Source organism: Xanthomonas sp. LF02-5 (assembly GCF_034105325.1).
Lineage (GTDB): Bacteria > Pseudomonadota > Gammaproteobacteria > Xanthomonadales > Xanthomonadaceae > Xanthomonas_A > Xanthomonas_A sontii.
Window position 1 is genome coordinate 100,967 of the sequence record NZ_JAXGGF010000003.1, and the last position, 17,867, is coordinate 118,833.

Sequence of the window (17,867 nt, forward strand, 5' to 3'; positions counted from 1 at the left end):
GCGTGCAAAGCGCCGCGACGCCCGCCTGGCATACACTGCCGGTTCCGCTTCGTCCGTCGCGCCCGCTCCGCATGTCCGACAAACCCGAACCCGGCGCGCCCGCCGCGCGCCTGCAGATGGCCGACATCGCGCGCATGGCCGGCGTCTCCGAATCCACGGTGTCGCGTGCGCTGGCCGACAACCCGGTGGTCGCCGAACGCACCCGCGCCTATATCAAGCAACTCGCCCGCGACGCCGGCTACCGGGTCGATCCGGTCGCGCGCAGCCTGCGCTCGCGCCGCTCCAACATCGTCTGCGTGGCGGTGCCGCTGATGCACGCGCACGAGCAGCCGCTGTCGGACCCGTTCATGATGACCATGCTGGCGCTGCTGGCCGACGCGCTGACCGCGCGCGGCTACAGCATGCTGCTGTCCAAGCTGGACCAGCACCAGGACCACTGGGTCGAGGACCTGGCACGCAACAGCCGCGCCGACGGCGTCATCATGCTCGGCCAGAGCCACGAGCACGCCTCGCTCGACGCCGCCGCGCGCGGCGGCCTGCCGATGCTGGTGTGGGGCAGCCGCATCGACGGCCAGGCCTATGCCAGCGTGGGCAGCGACAACCTGCGCGGCGGCGAACTGGCCACCGCACACCTGATCGAACATGGCCGCCGGCGCATCGCCTTCCTCGGCGACGAGCAGTTGCCGGAAGTGGCGCCGCGCTTCGCCGGCTACCGGCGCATGCTCGACGCGCACCGCCTGACGTTCGACCCGCGGCTGCACGCGCGCAGCCACTTCCTCAGCGAGGACGCCTACCGCCTGACCCGGGCGATGCTGAAGAAGACCGACCCGCCGGATGCGGTGTTTGCCGCCTCCGACGTGATCGCCCTGGGCGCGATCCGCGCCCTCATCGAAGCCGGCCACCGCGTGCCGCAGGACATCGCCCTGGTCGGCTTCGACGACATCCCCCTGGCCGCCTACAGCCAGCCACCGCTGACCACCGTGCGCCAGGACCTGGCCCAGGCCGCCACCCTGCTGGTGGACGGGGTGCTGAACCTGATCGCCGGCACGCCGGTGGAATCTGTGGAGCTGCCGGTGAGTCTGGTCGTGCGGGAATCGGCCTGAGGCGGGGATAGCGCCGTCGAGAACGCGGCAAGGACGCCCACGCCCACCTGCGCCGGTTGCTGCGGAGCGCGCGTCCAGCACACCCGAACCCCAGTTGCAGCGGCTGCTCTCCCCCTCCCGCCCTCCCCGCGATGCCAGCGCAAATCGCGGCACAATGGGTCACCAGGCTCCGACGACTCGTGCCGCATGCAACGCATTTCGCCCCTGAACATCGTGGACCTGCTGCTCGATGCGGTGTGCATCGTCGAACCGGACAGCACCATCGTGTTCGTCAGCCCCGCCTTCGAGCGCATCTTCGGCTATACGCCGCAGGAGGTGACAGGCAAGCGCATGCTCGACATGGTGCATCCCGACGACCTGCCGGCCACCCGCGCGCAGGCCGACAGCATCACCGAGGGCGCGCTGCAGCTCCACTTCGAGAACCGCTACATCCGCAAGGACGGGCGCATCGTGCACATTCGCTGGACCGCGCGCTGGGTCGCCGATTACAGCATGCGCCTGGCCGTGGCGCACGACATCACCGAACGCAAGTCGACCGAGGCGCTGCAGGCGGCGCTCTACGGCATTTCGGAGGCGGCCCATACCGAGCAGACGCTGGAGTCGCTGTGCAGCCGCATCCACCAGATCATCGGCGAACTGCTGCCTGCCACCAATTTTTCCGTGGCGCTGTACGACGCGTCGTCGCAGACGCTGCGCTTTCCCTACCATGCCGATGAGCACCATGCCGCACCGCCCTGCCTGCTGCTGGCCGAGGCGCCGCTGCACGCCGAAGTGATCCGCACCGGCTGCACGCTCCTGCGCGCCCCCTACGCCCCCATCACGCCGGCATCAGGTGGACTGGAGCGGTCCGCGCTCGCACCGCAGCCCCATTCGTGGCTGGGCGTTCCGCTGCAGACACCGAAGGGCGTTCTCGGCCTGCTGGTGCTGCTCGGCTACTCCGAGCAGTCGCGCTACACCGACAAGGACCAGGCACTGCTGCAATTCGTGTCCACCCAGGTGGCAGCCGCCGTCGAGCGCAAGCAGACGCTGGAACGCCTGCAGCACATGGCCCAGTACGACCATCTGACCCAGCTCCCCAATCGCCAGCTGTTCCTGGACCGGCTCGAGACCGCCCTGGTGCAGGCCCGGCGCGCGCGCAGACGGCTGTCGCTGTTGTTCATCGACCTGGATCGCTTCAAGGACGTGAACGACACCCTCGGCCATGCGGTCGGCGATCTGCTGCTGCAGCGCGTGGCGGGGCGCCTGCTCGACTGCGTCCGCACATCGGACACGGTCGCCCGGCTGGGCGGGGACGAATTCGTGGTGCTGATCGAAGGCTGCCACTCGGCCGACCATGCCACGGGAACGGCCAACAGGATCCTGGCCGCCTTCGGCGAGGCGTTCGACCTGGACGGCCACCACCTGCACGTGTTGCCCAGCATCGGCGTGGCGTTCTACCCCGATCACGGCGACGACGCCCACAGCCTGCTGGTGCACGCCGATGGGGCGATGTACCGCGCGAAGAAGGCCGGTGGCAATCGGATCGGCGTGGCGTCCATGGCATGAGCGACACGTCGCCAGGCCAGCGGCGTTCGTGCAGAGGGATGGACCGCGCCGTGCGAGATCGTAGATCGCCGCTGCGGCGGCGCTTCAGTGCGCCGCGCCGCGCTTTTCCGATTCCCCATTCGCGGTTCCCCATTCCCGACGCTTCACCAACAACATCGCCACCGCGGCCGCCAGCATCAGCGCGCCGGCCAGGCGAATGACGTTGCGCGGGTCGCCCTGCAGCAGGCGGTCGTAGTACAGCGGCAGGGTCACGATCTGGATCAGCATCGGCAGCACGATGAACAGGTTGAACAAGCCCATGTACACGCCGGTGCGCTCGGGCGGGATGCTGTTGGCCAGCATCAGGTAGGGATTGCCCATCATGCTGGCCCAGGCCAGGCCGATGCCGAGCATCGGCAGCAGCAGCAGCCAGCGACCCTGGATCGACGGCAGCACGCACATGCCGATGCCGGCGGCGACCAGGCAGGCGGCGTGGGTGGCCTTGGGGCCGAACCGCCGCGCCACCGGCACCATCGCGAACGCGGCCAGAAAGGCGACGAAGTTGTAGAAGCCGCCGATCTGCCCGTTGACCAGGCCGGCCTCGCGGAAGCCATGCGAATCGGCCGCGGTGGTGCCGAACAGCGTGGTCGACAGCGACAGCACGATGTACTGCCAGTAGCAGAACATCGCATACCACTGGAACAGCATCACCGGCGCCATCTGCCGCATCGTCGGCGGCATCTGTCGCACCGCGTCGACGATCTCGCGCAGCGTCGCCAGCGGCCCGACCGCGGCGCTGCGCAAGCGCCGCAGCTCCGCCGCCGGCAGCATCGGCTCGCGCACGCTGCGCGCGGTGAGCAGGATCGAGGCGGCGGAGAAGCCCGCACCAATCGCGAACGCGGCGATGGTGACGTAGGGAATGTGGTGGGCGTTGGCCGCGTCCTGGTTCATGCCCAGCCACACCAGCAACGGCGGGGTGACATAGGCCAGGGTCTGGCCGAGGCCGGTGAACGCGCTCTGGGTCAGGTAGCCCAGCGGCCGCTGCGGCGGCGCCAGCACGTCGCTGACCAGCGCGCGGTACGGCTCCATCGCCACGTTGTTGGCCGCATCCAGCATCCACAGCAGCGCCACCGCCATCCACAGCGCCGCGCTGAAGGGCATGGTCAGCAGGCACAGGCTGCACACCAGCGCGCCCACCACCATGTACGGCATGCGCCGGCCCCAGCGCGTCACCGTGCGGTCGCTGAGCACGCCGACCACCGGTTGCAGCACCAGCCCGGTGATGGGGCCGGCCAGCCACAGGTACGGCAGGTTGGCGTGGTCGGCGCCCAGGTAGTTGTAGATCGGGCTCATGTTGCTCTGCTGCAGCCCGAAGCTGTACTGCACGCCGAAGAAACCGGCGTTGAGCGCCAGCACGCGCGAGAGCGGAAGCAGGGGACGATCGGAACGCATCAGCATCGGCATCGGCCTGGGCGGGGCGGGCACGCGGGAGGCGTGCCGCAGCGGCGGAGCGGAGTGTCGCTGCGCCTGCAATCGTTTGTAACGCTGCGTTGCACCATGCAGAATGCCTCGAATTCTCAGCGAGAAGGTTGGCGTAAGCGCCACAGGTGGATTTGCTGCACTGCAAATTGCAATCGATTGCGGGCGGCCGTATCTGTACGCCGCCGCACCCACCAACCGCGCCGCGCCCTGCCCGTTCCGGCAGCGGCGCGCCGCCACCCACTGCACCACTCGCTTCGGGAGAGACAGCGATGCATCACCCTTCGATCCGCCTGCAGACCCTGGCCCTGGCCGTCGCCGCGGCGCTGTCCGCACCGGCGGCGCTCGCGCAACAGGCCACGCCCGCCGCTGCCGACGCCCCGGCGGCGCAGGGCGACGTGGTCAGCCTCGACTCGGTCTTCGTCACCGGCACCGCCACGCCCAAGAGCAAGCTCAAGTCCAGCGTCTCGGTGAGCACGGTCGGCGCCGAGGCGATCGAACAGTCGGCGCCGCGCAGCACCGCCGAGATCTTCCGCAACATCCCCGGCATCCGCTCCGAATCCAGCGGCGGCGAAGGCAATGCCAACATCGCCGTGCGCGGCCTGCCGGTCGCCTCCGGCGGCGCCAAGTTCCTGCAGTTGCAGGAAGACGGGCTGCCGGTGCTGGAATTCGGCGACATCGCCTTCGGCAATGCCGACATCTTCCTGCGCGCCGACTACAGCCTGGAGCGCATCGAGGCGATCCGCGGCGGTTCGGCCTCCACCTTCGCCAGCAACTCGCCCGGCGGCATCATCAACTTCATCAGCAAGACCGGCGACACCGCCGGCGGCAGCGTCGGCCTCACCCGCGGCCTGGGCGGCTACGACAACACCCGCCTGGACTTCGACTACGGCGCGCCGTTCGCCGAGCACTGGCAGTTCAACGTCGGCGGCTTCTACCGCCGCGGCGACGGCGTGCGCGATGCCGGCTACACCACCGACAAGGGCGGCCAGCTCAAGGCCAACCTGACCCGGCTGTTCGACAACGGCTACGTGCGCGTCTACGCCAAGTACCTCAACGACCGCGCCGCCGGCTACCTGCCGGTGCCGACCCGGGTCAGCGGCAGCGACAAGTCGCCGCACTTCGGCAGCATCGACGGTTTCGATCCAGGCACCGACACGCTGTACAGCCCGTACTTCCGCAGCAGCGCCACCCTCGATGGCGGCAACAAACCCTCGCGGGTGGAACTGGGCGACGGCATGCACCCGCTGTCGCGCGCGTTCGGCGCCGAGGCGCAGTTCGACATCGGCGGCGGCTGGACCCTGACCGACAAGTTCCGCATCGCCGATACCTCCGGCCGCTTCGTTTCGCCGTTCCCGGCGCAAGTCGCCGATGCCGGCGCGCTGGCGGCGAGCATCGGCGGCGCCGGCGCCGGCCTGCGCTACGTCGACGGCCCGAACGCCGGCCAGGCCTACACCGGGCTGGCGCTGCGCACGCATCTGTTCAACGTGCACCTCAACGACCTGGGCAACGCGGTCAACGACCTCAGTCTGGCGCGCGACTTCGGCAGCGGCGACGGCGGCAATCTCAACCTCAAGGCCGGCTGGTACACCTCGCGGCAGACCATCGACGTGGACTGGACCTGGAACTCCTACGTGCAGTCGCTGGGGCACCGCCCGCGGCTGCTGGACGTGGTCGCCGCCGACGGCAGCCTGCGCTCGCAGGACGGCCTGTACGCCTACGGCGTGCCGTACTGGGGGCTGGACAACACCCGCCACTACGACGTGCGTTACGACATCAACGCGCCGTACCTGGCGCTGAGCTGGGACCAGGGCCCGCTGAGCGTGGACGGCAGCCTGCGCTACGACATGGGCCGCGCGCGCGGCAACACCGCCGGCGGCCTGCTGGCCAACAACGTCGACGTGAACGGCGACGGCGTGATCGAGGCGCCGGAGCAACGCGTGGCGACCATCGACTACGCCAACCCCAAGCCGGTGCGCTACGACTGGAACTACCTGTCGTATTCGTTCGGCGGCAACTACATGTTCAACGACGACCTGGCCGCGTTCGCGCGCTACAGCCGCGGCGCCCGCGCCAACGCCGACCGCCTGCTGTTCGGCGTGGTCCGCGACGACGGCTCGGTGTCCTCCAACGAAGCGGTGAACGTGGTCAAGCAGCTTGAGGGCGGCCTGAAGTGGCGCAGCGGCGGGCTGAGCCTGTTCGCCACTGCCTTCGCCGCGCGCACCCAGGAGCAGAACTACGAAGCCACCACCCAGCGCTTCTTCGACCGCACCTACAAGGCGCACGGCCTGGAACTCGAAGCCGCATACCGCACCGGCGGCTTCACCCTCAACGGTGGCCTGACCTGGACCGACGCCACCATCGACAAGGACCAGATCACCCCGGCCAACGCCGGCAACACCCCGCGTCGGCAGGCGCGCTTCGTCTGGCAGCTGACGCCGAGCTACCGCGGCGAGCGCTACCAGGTCGGGGTCAACGCGGTCGGCACCAGTTCGGCCTACACCCAGGACAGCAACCAGCTGAAGATGCCCGGCTACACTCAGGTCAACCTGTTCGGCGACTACCGCATCACCGATGCGCTGACCGTCTCGCTCAACGTCAACAACCTGTTCAACACCTTCGGCCTGACCGAAGCGGAGGAAGCGTCGATCGCCGACGCGGCTTCCGGCGTGATCCGTGCGCGCTCGATCCCGGGCCGCACTTGCAGCATCAGCCTGCGCTACGACTTCTGACGAGGACCGCACATCCGCGCCCCACCGGGGGCGCGGCCAAGCCCCCCATGACCGCACCCGCTCCTTCCGCACTGTCCGCGCTCGCCCACACCCTGTGGCAGGCGCATCTGCAACCGGACGCCGCCGACGCGTTGCTGCCACGCCTGCAGCACCACGGCGAACGCTTGCTGGCGCCGTTGCATGCGCTGTACGGCGCGCATCCGGCGTTCGCGCACTGGTTGCCGCAGTGGCTGACGCAATTGGCGGCCACCGCCAACGCGCGGCCGTCGGCGCTACGCCAGCTCGATGCCGAGCGTGCGCCCGACTGGTTCGCCACGCCGTCGATGCTCGGCTACAGCGCCTATGTCGACCGCTTCGCCGGGACCTTGCATGGCGTCGGCGAACGCGTGCCCTACCTGCAGGAACTGGGCGTGCGCTACCTGCACCTGCTGCCGTTCCTGCGCGCGCGCGCCGGCGACAACGATGGCGGCTTCGCGGTCAGCGACTACGGCCAGGTCGAACCGCGGCTCGGCGACACCGACGATCTGGCGGCGCTGACCGCGCGGCTGCGTGCGGCCGGGATCAGCCTGTGCGCCGACTTCGTGCTCAACCACACCGCCGATGATCACCCGTGGGCGCTGGCGGCCAAGCGCGGCGATGCGCGGCATCTGGACTACTACCACCATTTCCGCGACCGCAGCGCACCGGACGCCTACGAGCGCACCCTGGGCCAGGTGTTCCCGCACACCGCCCCGGGCAACTTCACCTGGGTGCAGGAAGCCGACGCCTGGCTGTGGACCACGTTCTACCCCTACCAGTGGGATCTGGACTGGAGCAACCCGGCGGTGTTCGGCGAAATGGCGCTGGCGCTGCTGCGCCTGGCCAACCTGGGCGTGGAGGTGTTCCGCCTGGATTCCACCGCCTACCTGTGGAAGCGCCCAGGCACCGACTGCATGAACCAGCCGGAGGCGCACACGATCCTGCAGGCGCTGCGCGCGCTCACCGACATCCTGGCCCCGGCGGTGCTGCTGAAGGCCGAGGCGATCGTGCCGATGGCGCAGTTGCCGCCGTATTTCGGCGAAGGCGCCTCGCGCGGCCACGAATGCCACCTGGCCTACCACAGCACGCTGATGGCGGCCGGCTGGGTGGCGCTGGCCGAGCAGCGCGGCGACATCGTGCAGGCCGCGATCGCACACACGCCGGCGCTGCCGCCGGCCTGCGGCTGGCTCAGCTACGTGCGCTGCCACGACGATATCGGCTGGAACGTGCTGCAGCGCGAGGCCGCCGGCGGCGATGGCGTCGCCCCATTCGCGCTGGCGCGCATCGCCCAGTTCTACGCCGGCGACACAGCGGACAGCTACGCGCGCGGCGAAGCCTTCCAGAGCAGCGGCGATGGCGTGCACGGCAGCAACGGCATGAGCACGGCCCTGACCGGCATCACGGCAGCGCTGGCCACCGATGATGCCGATGCGCTGGAACTGGGCGTGCGCCGCCTGGTGTTGCTGTACGCGGTGGCGCTGGCGATGCCGGGCATCCCGCTGTTGTACATGGGCGACGAACTGGCCCTGGGCAACGACGAGGCCTACCGCGACGACCCGCTGCGCCAGCACGAAGGCCGTTGGCTGCATCGCCCGGCGATGGACTGGGCACGCGCGGCGCAACGCCACGACACCGACAGCCTGCCCGGCCAGGTCTACACCCGCCTGCGCGGGTTGATCGCCGCGCGTGCCGCCACTGCGGCACTGGCCGCCGACCAGCCGTTGCGTGCCGTGCCGCTGGGCGATCCCGCCCTGCTCGGTTTGGCGCGCGGCGAGGACTTCGTGGCGGTGTACAACTTCAGTGCGGAGCCGGTTGCGGTGGATGTCGCCGCAACCTTGGGCGACGGCAACTGGCAGGCGATCGCCGATGGCGGCAGCGATCCCGCAGCGCTGGCGCATTGGAACGGCGCGCTGCCAGCGTACAGCCTGCGTTGGTGGCTGCGCGGCTGAGCCGAAAACAGCAGCGGCGCCGATCAGCGCCGCTGCGTTGCATCTGCGCTTTCGAGTGCGTGCAGTCGGGACTGAAGTCCCTCCCACAGGCGCGCACCCTGGCTGGCACGCGGCGGCACATCTACCAGGCCTCGTAGGAGCGGCTTCAGCCGCGACCGGCATCAGTGCGAACGCCCGTCGCGGCTGAAGCCGCTCCTACGGATCCCGGAGCAAGGGTGCGTCTAGTGGAGCACTACAAGGCGGGCTATCAACGCGACCTTCAAGCGCTGCGCCATCACCAGGAACCGAAGCGCCCCTTATGCGGTGATGGCAAGTTGGCCTTGCCATCATCGCGCTCGGTGAGCACTCACTTCCCGCGCAGCATTCCCAGCAACGCCTCGGCCGCCGCCTCGGACGAAGCCGGGTTCTGCCCGGTGACCAAACGGCCGTCCTCGACCACATGCACGCCCCAGTCGGCGACCTTGCTGTACTGGCCGCCCAGGCGCTGCAGTTCGTCCTCGACCAGGAATGGCACCACGTCGGTCAGGCCCACCGCGGCTTCCTCGCTGTTGGTGAAGCCGGTGACGCGACGGCCCTTCACCAGCGGCGAGCCATCGGCCGCGCTCACCCGGCGCAGCACGCCCGGCGCGTGGCAGACGAAGCCGACCGGCTTGTCGGCGTGCGCGAACGCTTCGATCAGGGCGATGGAATCGCGGTCCTCGGCCAAGTCCCACAGCGGGCCGTGGCCGCCCGGGTAGAACAGCGCGTCGTAGTCGTTCACGCGTACCGATGCCAGCGGATGCGTGCTCGCCAATTGCTGCTGCGCCGCCGAGTCGTCCTTGAAGCGGCGGGTCGCTTCGGTCTGTGCGTCCGGCGCATCGCTCTTCGGGTCCAGCGGCGGCTGCCCGCCCTTGGGCGAGGCCAGCGTGATCTCGGCGCCGGCATCCTTGAACGTGTAGTACGGCGCGGCGAATTCTTCCAGCCAGAAGCCGGTCTTGTGGCCGGTGTCGCCAAGCTGGTCGTGCGACGTCAGCACCATCAGGATCTTCATGCGGATCTCCTTGTGAGGGGAAGCGGCCATGCGGAGGCAGGCCGGGCGCCGCAGTATCGGCAGCCGCACATTCGCGGCGGGTGAGCGCCGCGTGGCGCCGTTCAGTCCACCTGGTCCATGCGGATGCGGTTGGCGAACAGCGAGAACGCCAGCATCCCGGCCAGGCCGCTGGCGCGCGCGACCCAGGTCGGCAACCAGCGCGGCGGCGCCAGCACGCCGGACTCGAACAGCGGCGCGAACGCGGCCACGTCCTCCAACGCCATCTTGCCGGCGAACAACCAGCGGCACAGCGGCAGCCGGTCGCGCTGCAGCGCCTGGCGGAAGAAGGTGTGCACCGACACCAGCCCGCGCAGGTACACGGTGTCCTTGGTGAATGCGGCGCCGCCGGTGGTCGGCACGCCGCGGAACACGCGCTGCGCCGAGGAGAAACTCTCCGCAGGCGATTGCCCGGCCGCATCGAAGTAGCGGAACACCTCGATGAAGTCGGCGCCGTCGCGGGCCAGCGCGATCGCCTCGATGCGCAGACTGATCCGCTTCATGCGCTCGATGTCGATGCTGCCGGTGATCTGCTCGGCGAAGGTCGCCAGGCCTTCCTGGGTGGCGGTGGTGCGCGGCGAGGACAGCGCCAGGCTCGGCAGCTGCGCCTGTTGCCGGCCGTTGAGCGCGGTCAGCGAATGCACCAGCGCCTCGTGGTGGAACAGTTGCGCGCGGTCGTAGTCGCTGAAGTGCGCGCCGGAGCGCAGGCGGATGCGCTGCGCGCCGGCGGCGGCCTTGGCCAGCAGGTCCGGATCCAGTTCCACCGTGATCACCCGCGTGCCGAAGAATTCGTCCAGATCGCGCTGCAACAGCAGGCGCAACGCGGTGGCCGACACCGGCACCTGCTCCTCGGCCGAGAACAACTCGCGGTCCAGTTCCTGGGCGATGCGGATGAAATGGCCGGCGGCCTCGCGGGTGGTGGGACCGTGGCCAGGCATCGGGTCGTCCGGCACGCCGAACAACTGCGCCGAATACGTGCCCACCGCCGGCGTGCCGAGCACTTCGAGCAGGGCGGCGGCCAGATCCCAGCTGTGCACCGAGGCCTGCAGGTAGGCGCCGAGCGGATGTGCCGGATCGGCGGCCTCGGCGATCGCCCCGAGCTCGCGGCGGGTGTCGGCGAAATCCAGCCTGGGGTAGTCCACCTGCGGCAGTTGCGGCTGGCCGCGCGCCACGCTCTCCAGGAACGGCGCCTGCAGCGCCACCGGCCAACTGGCCAGGGCCAGCAGGCGGATGCCGCGCACCGCCTTGACCAGCCGCGCGTCGAGCGCGGCATGGTGGCGGATCTCGACCGGCAGCACGCGCTTGGCCACGGCCGACGTCAGCGGCGCAGGGTGCGCGGTGGCGGACGCTTGCCGCCCGGTTTGCCACCGCTGGGCTTGCCGCCGCGGCCGGCGGCCGCGTTCTGCGCTTGGCGCTGCGCCAGCTTGCCGGCGGCGCCGGCGACCTCGTCGCGCAGCTTCAGGTAATTGGCCAAGCGCGCCTCCTCGATCTCGCCGCGCTCGATCGCCGCCTGCACCGCACAGCCCGGTTCGGCCTGGTGCGCGCAGTCGTTGAAGCGGCACTGCACGGCCAGCGCCTCGATGTCGGCGAAGCCGCCCTCGGCCAGGTCTTCCTCGCCAGTGGGCTTGAGTTCGCGCATGCCCGGCGTGTCGATCAGGCAGGCGCCGGATGGCAGCGGCAGCAGCGCGCGATGGGTGGTGGTGTGGCGGCCGCGCGAGTCGGTGGCGCGCACCGCCGCGGTGCGCATCTTCTGCACGCCGAGCAAGGTGTTGGTGAGGGTGGACTTGCCGGCACCGGACGAGCCGACCAGCACTGCGGTCTGCCCCGGCCCCAGCCACGGCCGCAGCGCGTCGACACTGTCGGCCTGACGGGCGTTGACCGTGAGCAGCGGAATCGCCTGCGCCGCCAGTTCCTCCAGCACCGCCAGCGCATCGTCGGCGTACTCGGTGAGGTCGGCCTTGGTCAGCACCACCACCGGCGCCGCACCGCCGCCGCCCACCAGCAGCAGATAGCGCTCGATCCGACGCGGATTGAAGTCCGCATCCAGGCCGCAGACGATGAACACCGTATCGATGTTGGCCGCGATCACCTGCTGGTGGTAGTGCTCGCCGGCGGCGCCGCGCTTGATCGCGGTGCGCCGCGGCAGCAAGGCGACGATGCGCGTGTCCTCCAGCAACACCCAGTCGCCGACCGCGGCGCGCTCGTGGCTGGGAAAGCGCGGCCGCTGCCAGTCCGGCAGCGATTCGACCTTGAATCCGGTGTCCACCGCATCGGCGACCACATAGCCGGTGCGGTGCTGCTCCACCACCCGCGCCGGCCGCGCCTGCGGATGCGCGTCGAACAGCGCGCGCCAGGCCGGCTCCTCGGGCAATCCGGGCCAGGGCCAGCCGATGGGGCGCAACGCGTCGAAGTCGATCGGGGAGGAGGTCATGCGCGGATTCTAGAGGGTGTGCCGCGCCCAAAGGTGAGCGCAGGGCGGTCACTGGGACACGCGCAGGGCGGCGCCTTGCGTGGTTGGCCAGCGCCGCAGGCGGCGCCCCGGGAGTCGCCAGCAGCGGCGCATGACCCGCGCGACACGTGTGTGGCCGCCACACGGGCCAGCCATCGCGCCACGCCCGTCGCAGCGCCAAGCTTGGCGGCCGGGCGCCGTAGACGACCCGCCACCACGGCGCCCCACCGCCCCGCCGCGGTGTCACATTTCCGCTACCATGCAGGTCCCACGCCCCACCGGCCAATGCGATGCCCACCCTGCCGATCAAGCCGCTCGCGATCCGCGAACGCCTGTCCGAAGTCCGCTACGAGATCCGCGGCGAACTGGCACGGCGAGCCCGCGAGCTGGAGGCCCAGGGGCGCAAACTGATCAAGCTCAACATCGGCAATCCCGGCGCGTTCGGCTTCCGTGCCCCGGAACATCTGCAGCGCGCGATCGCCGACGACATGGGCCGCACCGATCCCTACACCCACCAGCAGGGCCTGCCGGAGGCGCGCGAGGCGATCGCCGCGGCCTACGCCCGGCGCCAGCATCCGGACGCGCACCCGGACCGCATCTTCGTCGGCAACGGCGTCAGCGAGCTGATCGACCTGTCGCTGCGCGCGCTGCTCAACCCCGGCGACGAAGTGCTGGTGCCCTCGCCCGACTACCCGCTGTGGTCGGCGGCCACCATCCTCAACGACGGCCGCCCGGTGTACTACCGCTGCGCGCCGGAGAACGGCTTCCAGCCCGACCCGGTGGAGATCGAGACGCTGGTGTCCTCGCGCACCCGCGCCATCGTGCTGATCAACCCGAACAACCCCAGCGGCGCCAGCTACTCGCGGGCGCTGCTGGAGAAGATCGTCGCCATCGCGGTCAAGCACAACCTGCTGCTGATGGTCGACGAGATCTACGACCAGGTGCTGTACGACGACGCGGAATTCGTGTCGGTGGCACCGCTGGCCGGCGCGCATCCGTGCATCAGCTTCGGCGGCCTGAGCAAGGTGCACCGCGCCTGCGGCTGGCGCGTGGGCTGGGCGCTGCTGTCGGGCGACGCCGAGCGCGTCGGCGATTTCCGCAACGCCATGGACCTGCTCGGCGCGCTGCGCCTGTGCGCAAACGTCCCCGGCCAGTTCGCCATCGATGCCGCGGTCAACGGCCCGGACACGATCTCGCCGCTGTGCGCCCCGGGTGGACGCCTGTACGAAACGCGCCGCGCGGTACTCGAGGCCTGCGCGGCCAGCGAGCACCTGTCGCTGGTGCAGCCGGCCGGCGCGCTGTACGCATTCCCGGCGGTGGTCGGCGCCGCCGCGCGCGGGTTCGACGACCACGCGTTCGCCCTGGAGCTGATGGAACAGGAAGGCGTGCTGGTGGTGCCAGGCTCCAGCTTCAACGTGCCCTACCGGCACCATTTCCGCGTCACCCTGCTGCCGGAGGCGGCGACGATGCGCGAGGTGTTCGCGCGCATCGACCGCGTGCTGGCACGCCGCGCCGAGGATGCCACCAAGGTGGTGCCGCTGAAGCCGCGGGCGGCTGTGGGGCGGTGAGTGGGGACTGGCGAATCGGGAATTGGGAATTGGGAATGGCTAAGCGTGCGCCGTTCCTGGATCGCGTATCCCGGTGATATGGCAGCTGCCGGTTCCGTTTAGATGAGCAAAGGCAGTTTCGCCACGCCTGAGCACACACCGCTGCGCTACCTGGCGCTGGGCGATTCCTACACGATCGGCGAAGGTGTTGACGCCGACGGACGCTGGCCGATGCAACTGGCCGCGGCGTTGCGCCGCGATGGCATCGCGCTGGCCGATCCGCAGATCGTCGCCACCACCGGCTGGACCACCGACGAACTGGACGCCGGCATCGACACGGCCGCGCCGCAGGGACCGTTCGACCTGGTGACGCTGCTGATCGGCGTCAACAACCAGTACCGCGGCTACCCGCTCGACGACTACCGCGCGCAGTTCGACGCGCTGCTGCAGCGTGCGATCGGTTTCGCCGACGCGCGGCCGCAGCGGGTGCTGGCGGTGTCGATCCCGGACTGGGGCGTGACCGCCTTCGCGCAGCCGCCCGCCCACGATCCGGCGCGCATCGCCGCGCAGATCGATGCCTTCAACGCCGCCGCGCAGGCCTGCTGCGCCGCGCGCGCGGTGCGCTTCGTCGACATCACCGGCTGCAGCCGCGATGGCGGCGGCGACCCGGCGATGCTCGCCGCGGACGGGCTGCATCCGTCGGCGGCGATGTATGCGCGCTGGACCGCGCGGCTGTTGCCGGCGGCACGCGATGCGTTAGCCTAGCTGGCGTACGCCCGCTGCCAAGGACCGACATTGCGCGACGCCAGCACCACCCAGCCCATGACCCGCCCGCAGGCCCTGGCCATCGCCCGCGCCTTCCTGCCTACGCATCCGTTGGGCAACCGCTACGACTACTACTACACACGCACCAAGCTGCGCACCGATCCGCTCTACCCCGGCGTGCTCGCCGCGCTGCGCGGTACCGACGCGCCGGTGCTGGACCTGGGTTGCGGGCTGGGCCTGCTCGCGCATGCGCTGCGCGCCGACGGCCAGCGCCAGCGCTACCACGGCGTGGACATCGACGCGGCCAAGATCCGCCGCGCCGGCGCCATCGCCGCCCGCAACAGGCTGCAGGACACGCATTTCGCGGTGGTCGACCTGGGCCAGTCCTGGCCCGAGCACCACGGCAGCGTCGCGATCCTGGACGTGCTGCAGTACCTGGACCGCGACATGCAGTCCAACCTGATCCGCAGCGTGGCGCGCATGCTCACGCCCGGCGCCAAGCTGGTGATCCGCAGCGGCCTGGGCGATGCCAGCGGCCGCGGCCGCACCAGCCGCATCACCGACGTGCTCGCGCACCTGGCCGGCTGGATGCAGGAACTGCCCAAGGCCTACCCCACCCGCGACAGCCTGCAGGCCCAGCTCGACGCCGCCGGCCTGCGCGCCAGCTTCGCGCCGTTGTACGGCAACACGCCGTTCAACAACTGGCTGATCGTGGCGGAGCCGCGTTGACGTCGCAGCTGTCGCGCGAACTCCCGGTCTGCACGACCTTCTCGCCGATCGAGGTCCCGCGCGCGCGACAGCAAGCGCCCTCCGCGTCGGCGCGTTCCCCGCTGCAAGCTGCCATGCCGCCGCACAGCGGCATGGAGATGGCCTCCATGCACTGAAGGCAGCAGTGCGCGAAAGACGGCCTCTGGCGGTTCCTGGCGGACGGTTTTCAGGTGTGCGATAGTCCGCCCGACCAGCCACGGACTCGGCAGAGGGACACATGGATGTTGCGCCACTACTGGCGACATTGCGAGGGATCGCTGCGGCTATTCGCTCACCGTCGCGGCGCCAGACCGCGGACGTGCGACGCGTCTTCGCGGACCGCACCGAGATGCACCAGTACTTCGACGCGCAGCACGCGGCAGGCTACGACTGCTTCGTCACTCGCCTGCGAGACGGCTGGGAGGTGCGCAGTTACAAGCGCACCAGATGAAAGCGCAGCCGGGCCTTGCGCCATGCTGCCTGCACTACATCTGCACACGCCGGATGGTCATGCCTTCGCCGCATGCGCCGACCACTCCGTGCAGCGAGCGACAGATACCCCTCGGGAGCCTGTCGGCATGCCGCCACGTGCATGCACACGGCCGCCGCAGCGTATGCGCATCGGCACCACGCCACAGAGCAAGCGGGGAAGCGCGTCCAGCCTCAGGTCGGGCGGATCGTCTCCAGCCCGCGCGCCTGCAACGCCTGCAACACCCCCTCCACGATCGCCGGATTGTGCCCGTGCGCCGCGCCCTCGTGCAGCAGCACGATGGCGCCGGGGCGCAGATCGCGGGCGATGCGCGCGACGGTGATCGCGGGGTCGCAGCGCACGCCATCGAAGCCGCGCGCGCTCCAGGCCACCCGGGTGAGGCCGTGCTGGCGCAGCGGTGCGGCGACGAAAGGGTTGGTCATGCCCACCACCGAGCGGTACCAGCGCGGCGCAGTGCCGGCGATCGCGGCCAGGGTCTGCTGCGCCTGGCCGATTTCCTGCGCCATGCGCCGTGGCCCCAGCGCCCAGAACCACGCCTGCGGATGGTGCTGGCTGTGGTTGCCGATGCCGTGGCCGCGGCGCAGGATCTCGCGTACCAGTTGCGGGCGCGCGGCGGCGCGGGCACCGACCAGGAAGAACGTGGCCTTGGCCTGGTGGCGGTCGAGCAGGTCCAGGATCGCCACGGTGTCGTCGGAGGGGCCGTCGTCGATGGTCAGCCACACCCGCGGCGCGCTGCCGGGCAGGCGGTCCAGCACCGGCGCGTACAGCCGCGCCCGCGGCAGGAACACCGGCAACACCAGCGCCGCGTGCGACAGCAGCAGCGCCGGCAGGCCGACTGGCCAGCCATACGCCCACCACAGCCCCGCCACCAGCGCCTGCGAGGCCAGCGCCCAGGGCAGCCAGCGGTACGGGTGGCGCGGGATGCGATGCAGCGTTTCCGGAACTGTCATGCCCCATGATGCCATGCGGCGTAGAATGACCGGTCCGACTCTGCGACGACTGCCTGCCATGTCCCTCGACCCCGCCCTGCGCTCCCGTATCGAAACGCTGCTCAGCTCCAACCGCGTCGTGCTGTTCATGAAAGGCCAGCCGAGCATGCCGCAGTGCGGGTTCTCCGCCAAGGCGGTGGGCGCGCTGAACGAGCTCGGCGTCGACTTCGCCCACGTCAACGTGCTGGCCGACCAGGACATCCGCGAGGGCATCAAGGTCTACGGCGACTGGCCGACCATCCCGCAGCTGTACGTGGACGGCGAGCTGATCGGCGGCAGCGACATCATCCTGCAGATGGCCGGCAGCGGCGAGCTGAGCGAACTGCTCGGCGTGGCCGCGCCGGACCGCACCCCGCCGTCGATCACCATCACCGACGCCGCCGCCGAGATGCTGCGCGGCGCGCTGGCCGACGCCCCGGGCGCGAGCCTGGCGCTGGCGATCGACGCGCAGTTCCAGCCGAACTTCCAGCTGGCGCCGACCGATCCCAACGCCATCGCCGCCGAGTCCAACGGCCTGCGCGTGCAGTTCGACCTGGGCAGCGCGCGCCGCGCCGACGGCATCACCATCGACTGGGTGGACGACATCCGCGGCCGCGGCCTGGCGATCGACAATCCCAATGCGCCCAAGCCGGTGCAGGACCTCAGCCCGCGCGACGCCGACGACCAGGTACGCGCCGGCGGCCTGCTCCTGGTGGACGTGCGTCCGCCGGAAGAGCGCGCGGTGGCAGCGGTCAATGTGCCGTTCCGCACCCTCGACGGCGAGCAGCGCGCGCAACTGGAAGCGCTGCCGAAGGACACCGCGCTGGCCTTCCTGTGCCACCACGGCGGCCGCAGCGCGCAGGCGGCCGAGCATTTCCGCTCGCTTGGCTTCAGCAAGGTGCACAACGTGGTCGGCGGCATCGACGCCTGGACCGACCAGGTCGACGGCAGCGTGCCGAAGTACTGAGTCGGGTACCTCGTGGTTTGCGTCCCGTGCGGACGTGCCGAAAGGGCGATCGAACGATCGCCC

Annotated in this window: 13 protein-coding genes; 8 read left to right on the forward strand and 5 right to left on the reverse strand. The window is 70.4% G+C overall.

Going from position 1 to position 17,867, the window contains the following annotated elements; translation table 11 throughout:
• The first annotated feature begins 71 nt into the window (after window positions 1-71).
• Both SLW52_RS09580 and SLW52_RS09585 read left to right on the forward strand, forming a co-directional pair.
• Complete coding sequence (locus tag SLW52_RS09580; RefSeq protein WP_267084082.1) at window positions 72-1,103, forward strand: LacI family DNA-binding transcriptional regulator; 1,032 nt, start codon at window positions 72-74, stop codon at window positions 1,101-1,103.
• Window positions 1,104-1,289: 186 nt separating this feature from the next.
• The gene (locus SLW52_RS09585; protein ID WP_320740267.1) at window positions 1,290-2,648 is read left to right on the forward strand and encodes a diguanylate cyclase; all 1,359 of its coding nucleotides are present in this window, start codon (window positions 1,290-1,292) and stop codon (window positions 2,646-2,648) included.
• An 84-nt stretch (window positions 2,649-2,732) separates the two neighbouring features.
• Here SLW52_RS09585 and SLW52_RS09590 read toward each other — a convergent pair whose 3' ends face one another.
• The gene (locus SLW52_RS09590) at window positions 2,733-4,079 is read right to left on the reverse strand and encodes an MFS transporter (protein ID WP_320740298.1); all 1,347 of its coding nucleotides are present in this window, start codon (window positions 4,077-4,079) and stop codon (window positions 2,733-2,735) included.
• A gap of 299 nt (window positions 4,080-4,378) precedes the next feature.
• Between SLW52_RS09590 and SLW52_RS09595 the strand changes: the two genes are divergently transcribed.
• Together SLW52_RS09595 and SLW52_RS09600 are read left to right on the forward strand one after the other, a co-directional pair.
• On the forward strand, window positions 4,379-6,838 hold the full coding sequence (locus tag SLW52_RS09595; protein ID WP_320740266.1) for a TonB-dependent receptor: 2,460 nt from the start codon (window positions 4,379-4,381) through the stop codon (window positions 6,836-6,838).
• Between the two features lie 47 nt (window positions 6,839-6,885).
• Window positions 6,886-8,805 (forward strand): alpha-amylase family glycosyl hydrolase, encoded by a 1,920-nt coding sequence (locus SLW52_RS09600; protein ID WP_320740265.1) that lies wholly within the window; start codon window positions 6,886-6,888, stop codon window positions 8,803-8,805.
• Between the two features lie 346 nt (window positions 8,806-9,151).
• Here the strand turns inward: SLW52_RS09600 and SLW52_RS09605 are convergent, their stop codons facing one another.
• The 3 genes from SLW52_RS09605 to rsgA form a co-directional block, all read right to left on the reverse strand.
• Window positions 9,152-9,835 (reverse strand): type 1 glutamine amidotransferase domain-containing protein, encoded by a 684-nt coding sequence (locus SLW52_RS09605; RefSeq protein ID WP_295933902.1) that lies wholly within the window; start codon window positions 9,833-9,835, stop codon window positions 9,152-9,154.
• A gap of 101 nt (window positions 9,836-9,936) precedes the next feature.
• Window positions 9,937-11,181 (reverse strand): flavohemoglobin expression-modulating QEGLA motif protein, encoded by a 1,245-nt coding sequence (locus SLW52_RS09610; protein WP_320740264.1) that lies wholly within the window; start codon window positions 11,179-11,181, stop codon window positions 9,937-9,939.
• A gap of 8 nt (window positions 11,182-11,189) precedes the next feature.
• Window positions 11,190-12,302, reverse strand: a complete 1,113-nt coding sequence (rsgA, locus tag SLW52_RS09615) for a ribosome small subunit-dependent GTPase A (RefSeq protein ID WP_320740263.1) — start codon at window positions 12,300-12,302, stop codon at window positions 11,190-11,192.
• Window positions 12,303-12,610: 308 nt separating this feature from the next.
• On the opposite strand from rsgA, the gene SLW52_RS09620 reads away from it, so the two are divergent.
• The 3 genes from SLW52_RS09620 (at window position 12,611) to SLW52_RS09630 (ending at window position 15,361) form a co-directional block, all read left to right on the forward strand.
• The gene (locus SLW52_RS09620) at window positions 12,611-13,888 is read left to right on the forward strand and encodes a pyridoxal phosphate-dependent aminotransferase (protein WP_017910899.1); all 1,278 of its coding nucleotides are present in this window, start codon (window positions 12,611-12,613) and stop codon (window positions 13,886-13,888) included.
• A 102-nt stretch (window positions 13,889-13,990) separates the two neighbouring features.
• Window positions 13,991-14,632, forward strand: coding sequence for an SGNH/GDSL hydrolase family protein (locus SLW52_RS09625; protein WP_320740262.1), 642 nt, complete (start codon window positions 13,991-13,993; stop codon window positions 14,630-14,632).
• Between the two features lie 57 nt (window positions 14,633-14,689).
• The gene (locus SLW52_RS09630) at window positions 14,690-15,361 is read left to right on the forward strand and encodes a class I SAM-dependent methyltransferase (protein WP_295918894.1); all 672 of its coding nucleotides are present in this window, start codon (window positions 14,690-14,692) and stop codon (window positions 15,359-15,361) included.
• Between the two features lie 681 nt (window positions 15,362-16,042).
• Here SLW52_RS09630 and SLW52_RS09635 read toward each other — a convergent pair.
• Complete coding sequence (locus tag SLW52_RS09635) at window positions 16,043-16,834, reverse strand: polysaccharide deacetylase family protein (protein ID WP_193314695.1); 792 nt, start codon at window positions 16,832-16,834, stop codon at window positions 16,043-16,045.
• 43 nt (window positions 16,835-16,877) lie between these two features.
• Here SLW52_RS09635 and grxD point away from each other — a divergent pair, with 43 nt between their 5' ends.
• On the forward strand, window positions 16,878-17,804 hold the full coding sequence (gene grxD / locus SLW52_RS09640) for a Grx4 family monothiol glutaredoxin (protein ID WP_267099677.1): 927 nt from the start codon (window positions 16,878-16,880) through the stop codon (window positions 17,802-17,804).
• The last annotated feature ends 63 nt before the right edge of the window (window positions 17,805-17,867 follow it).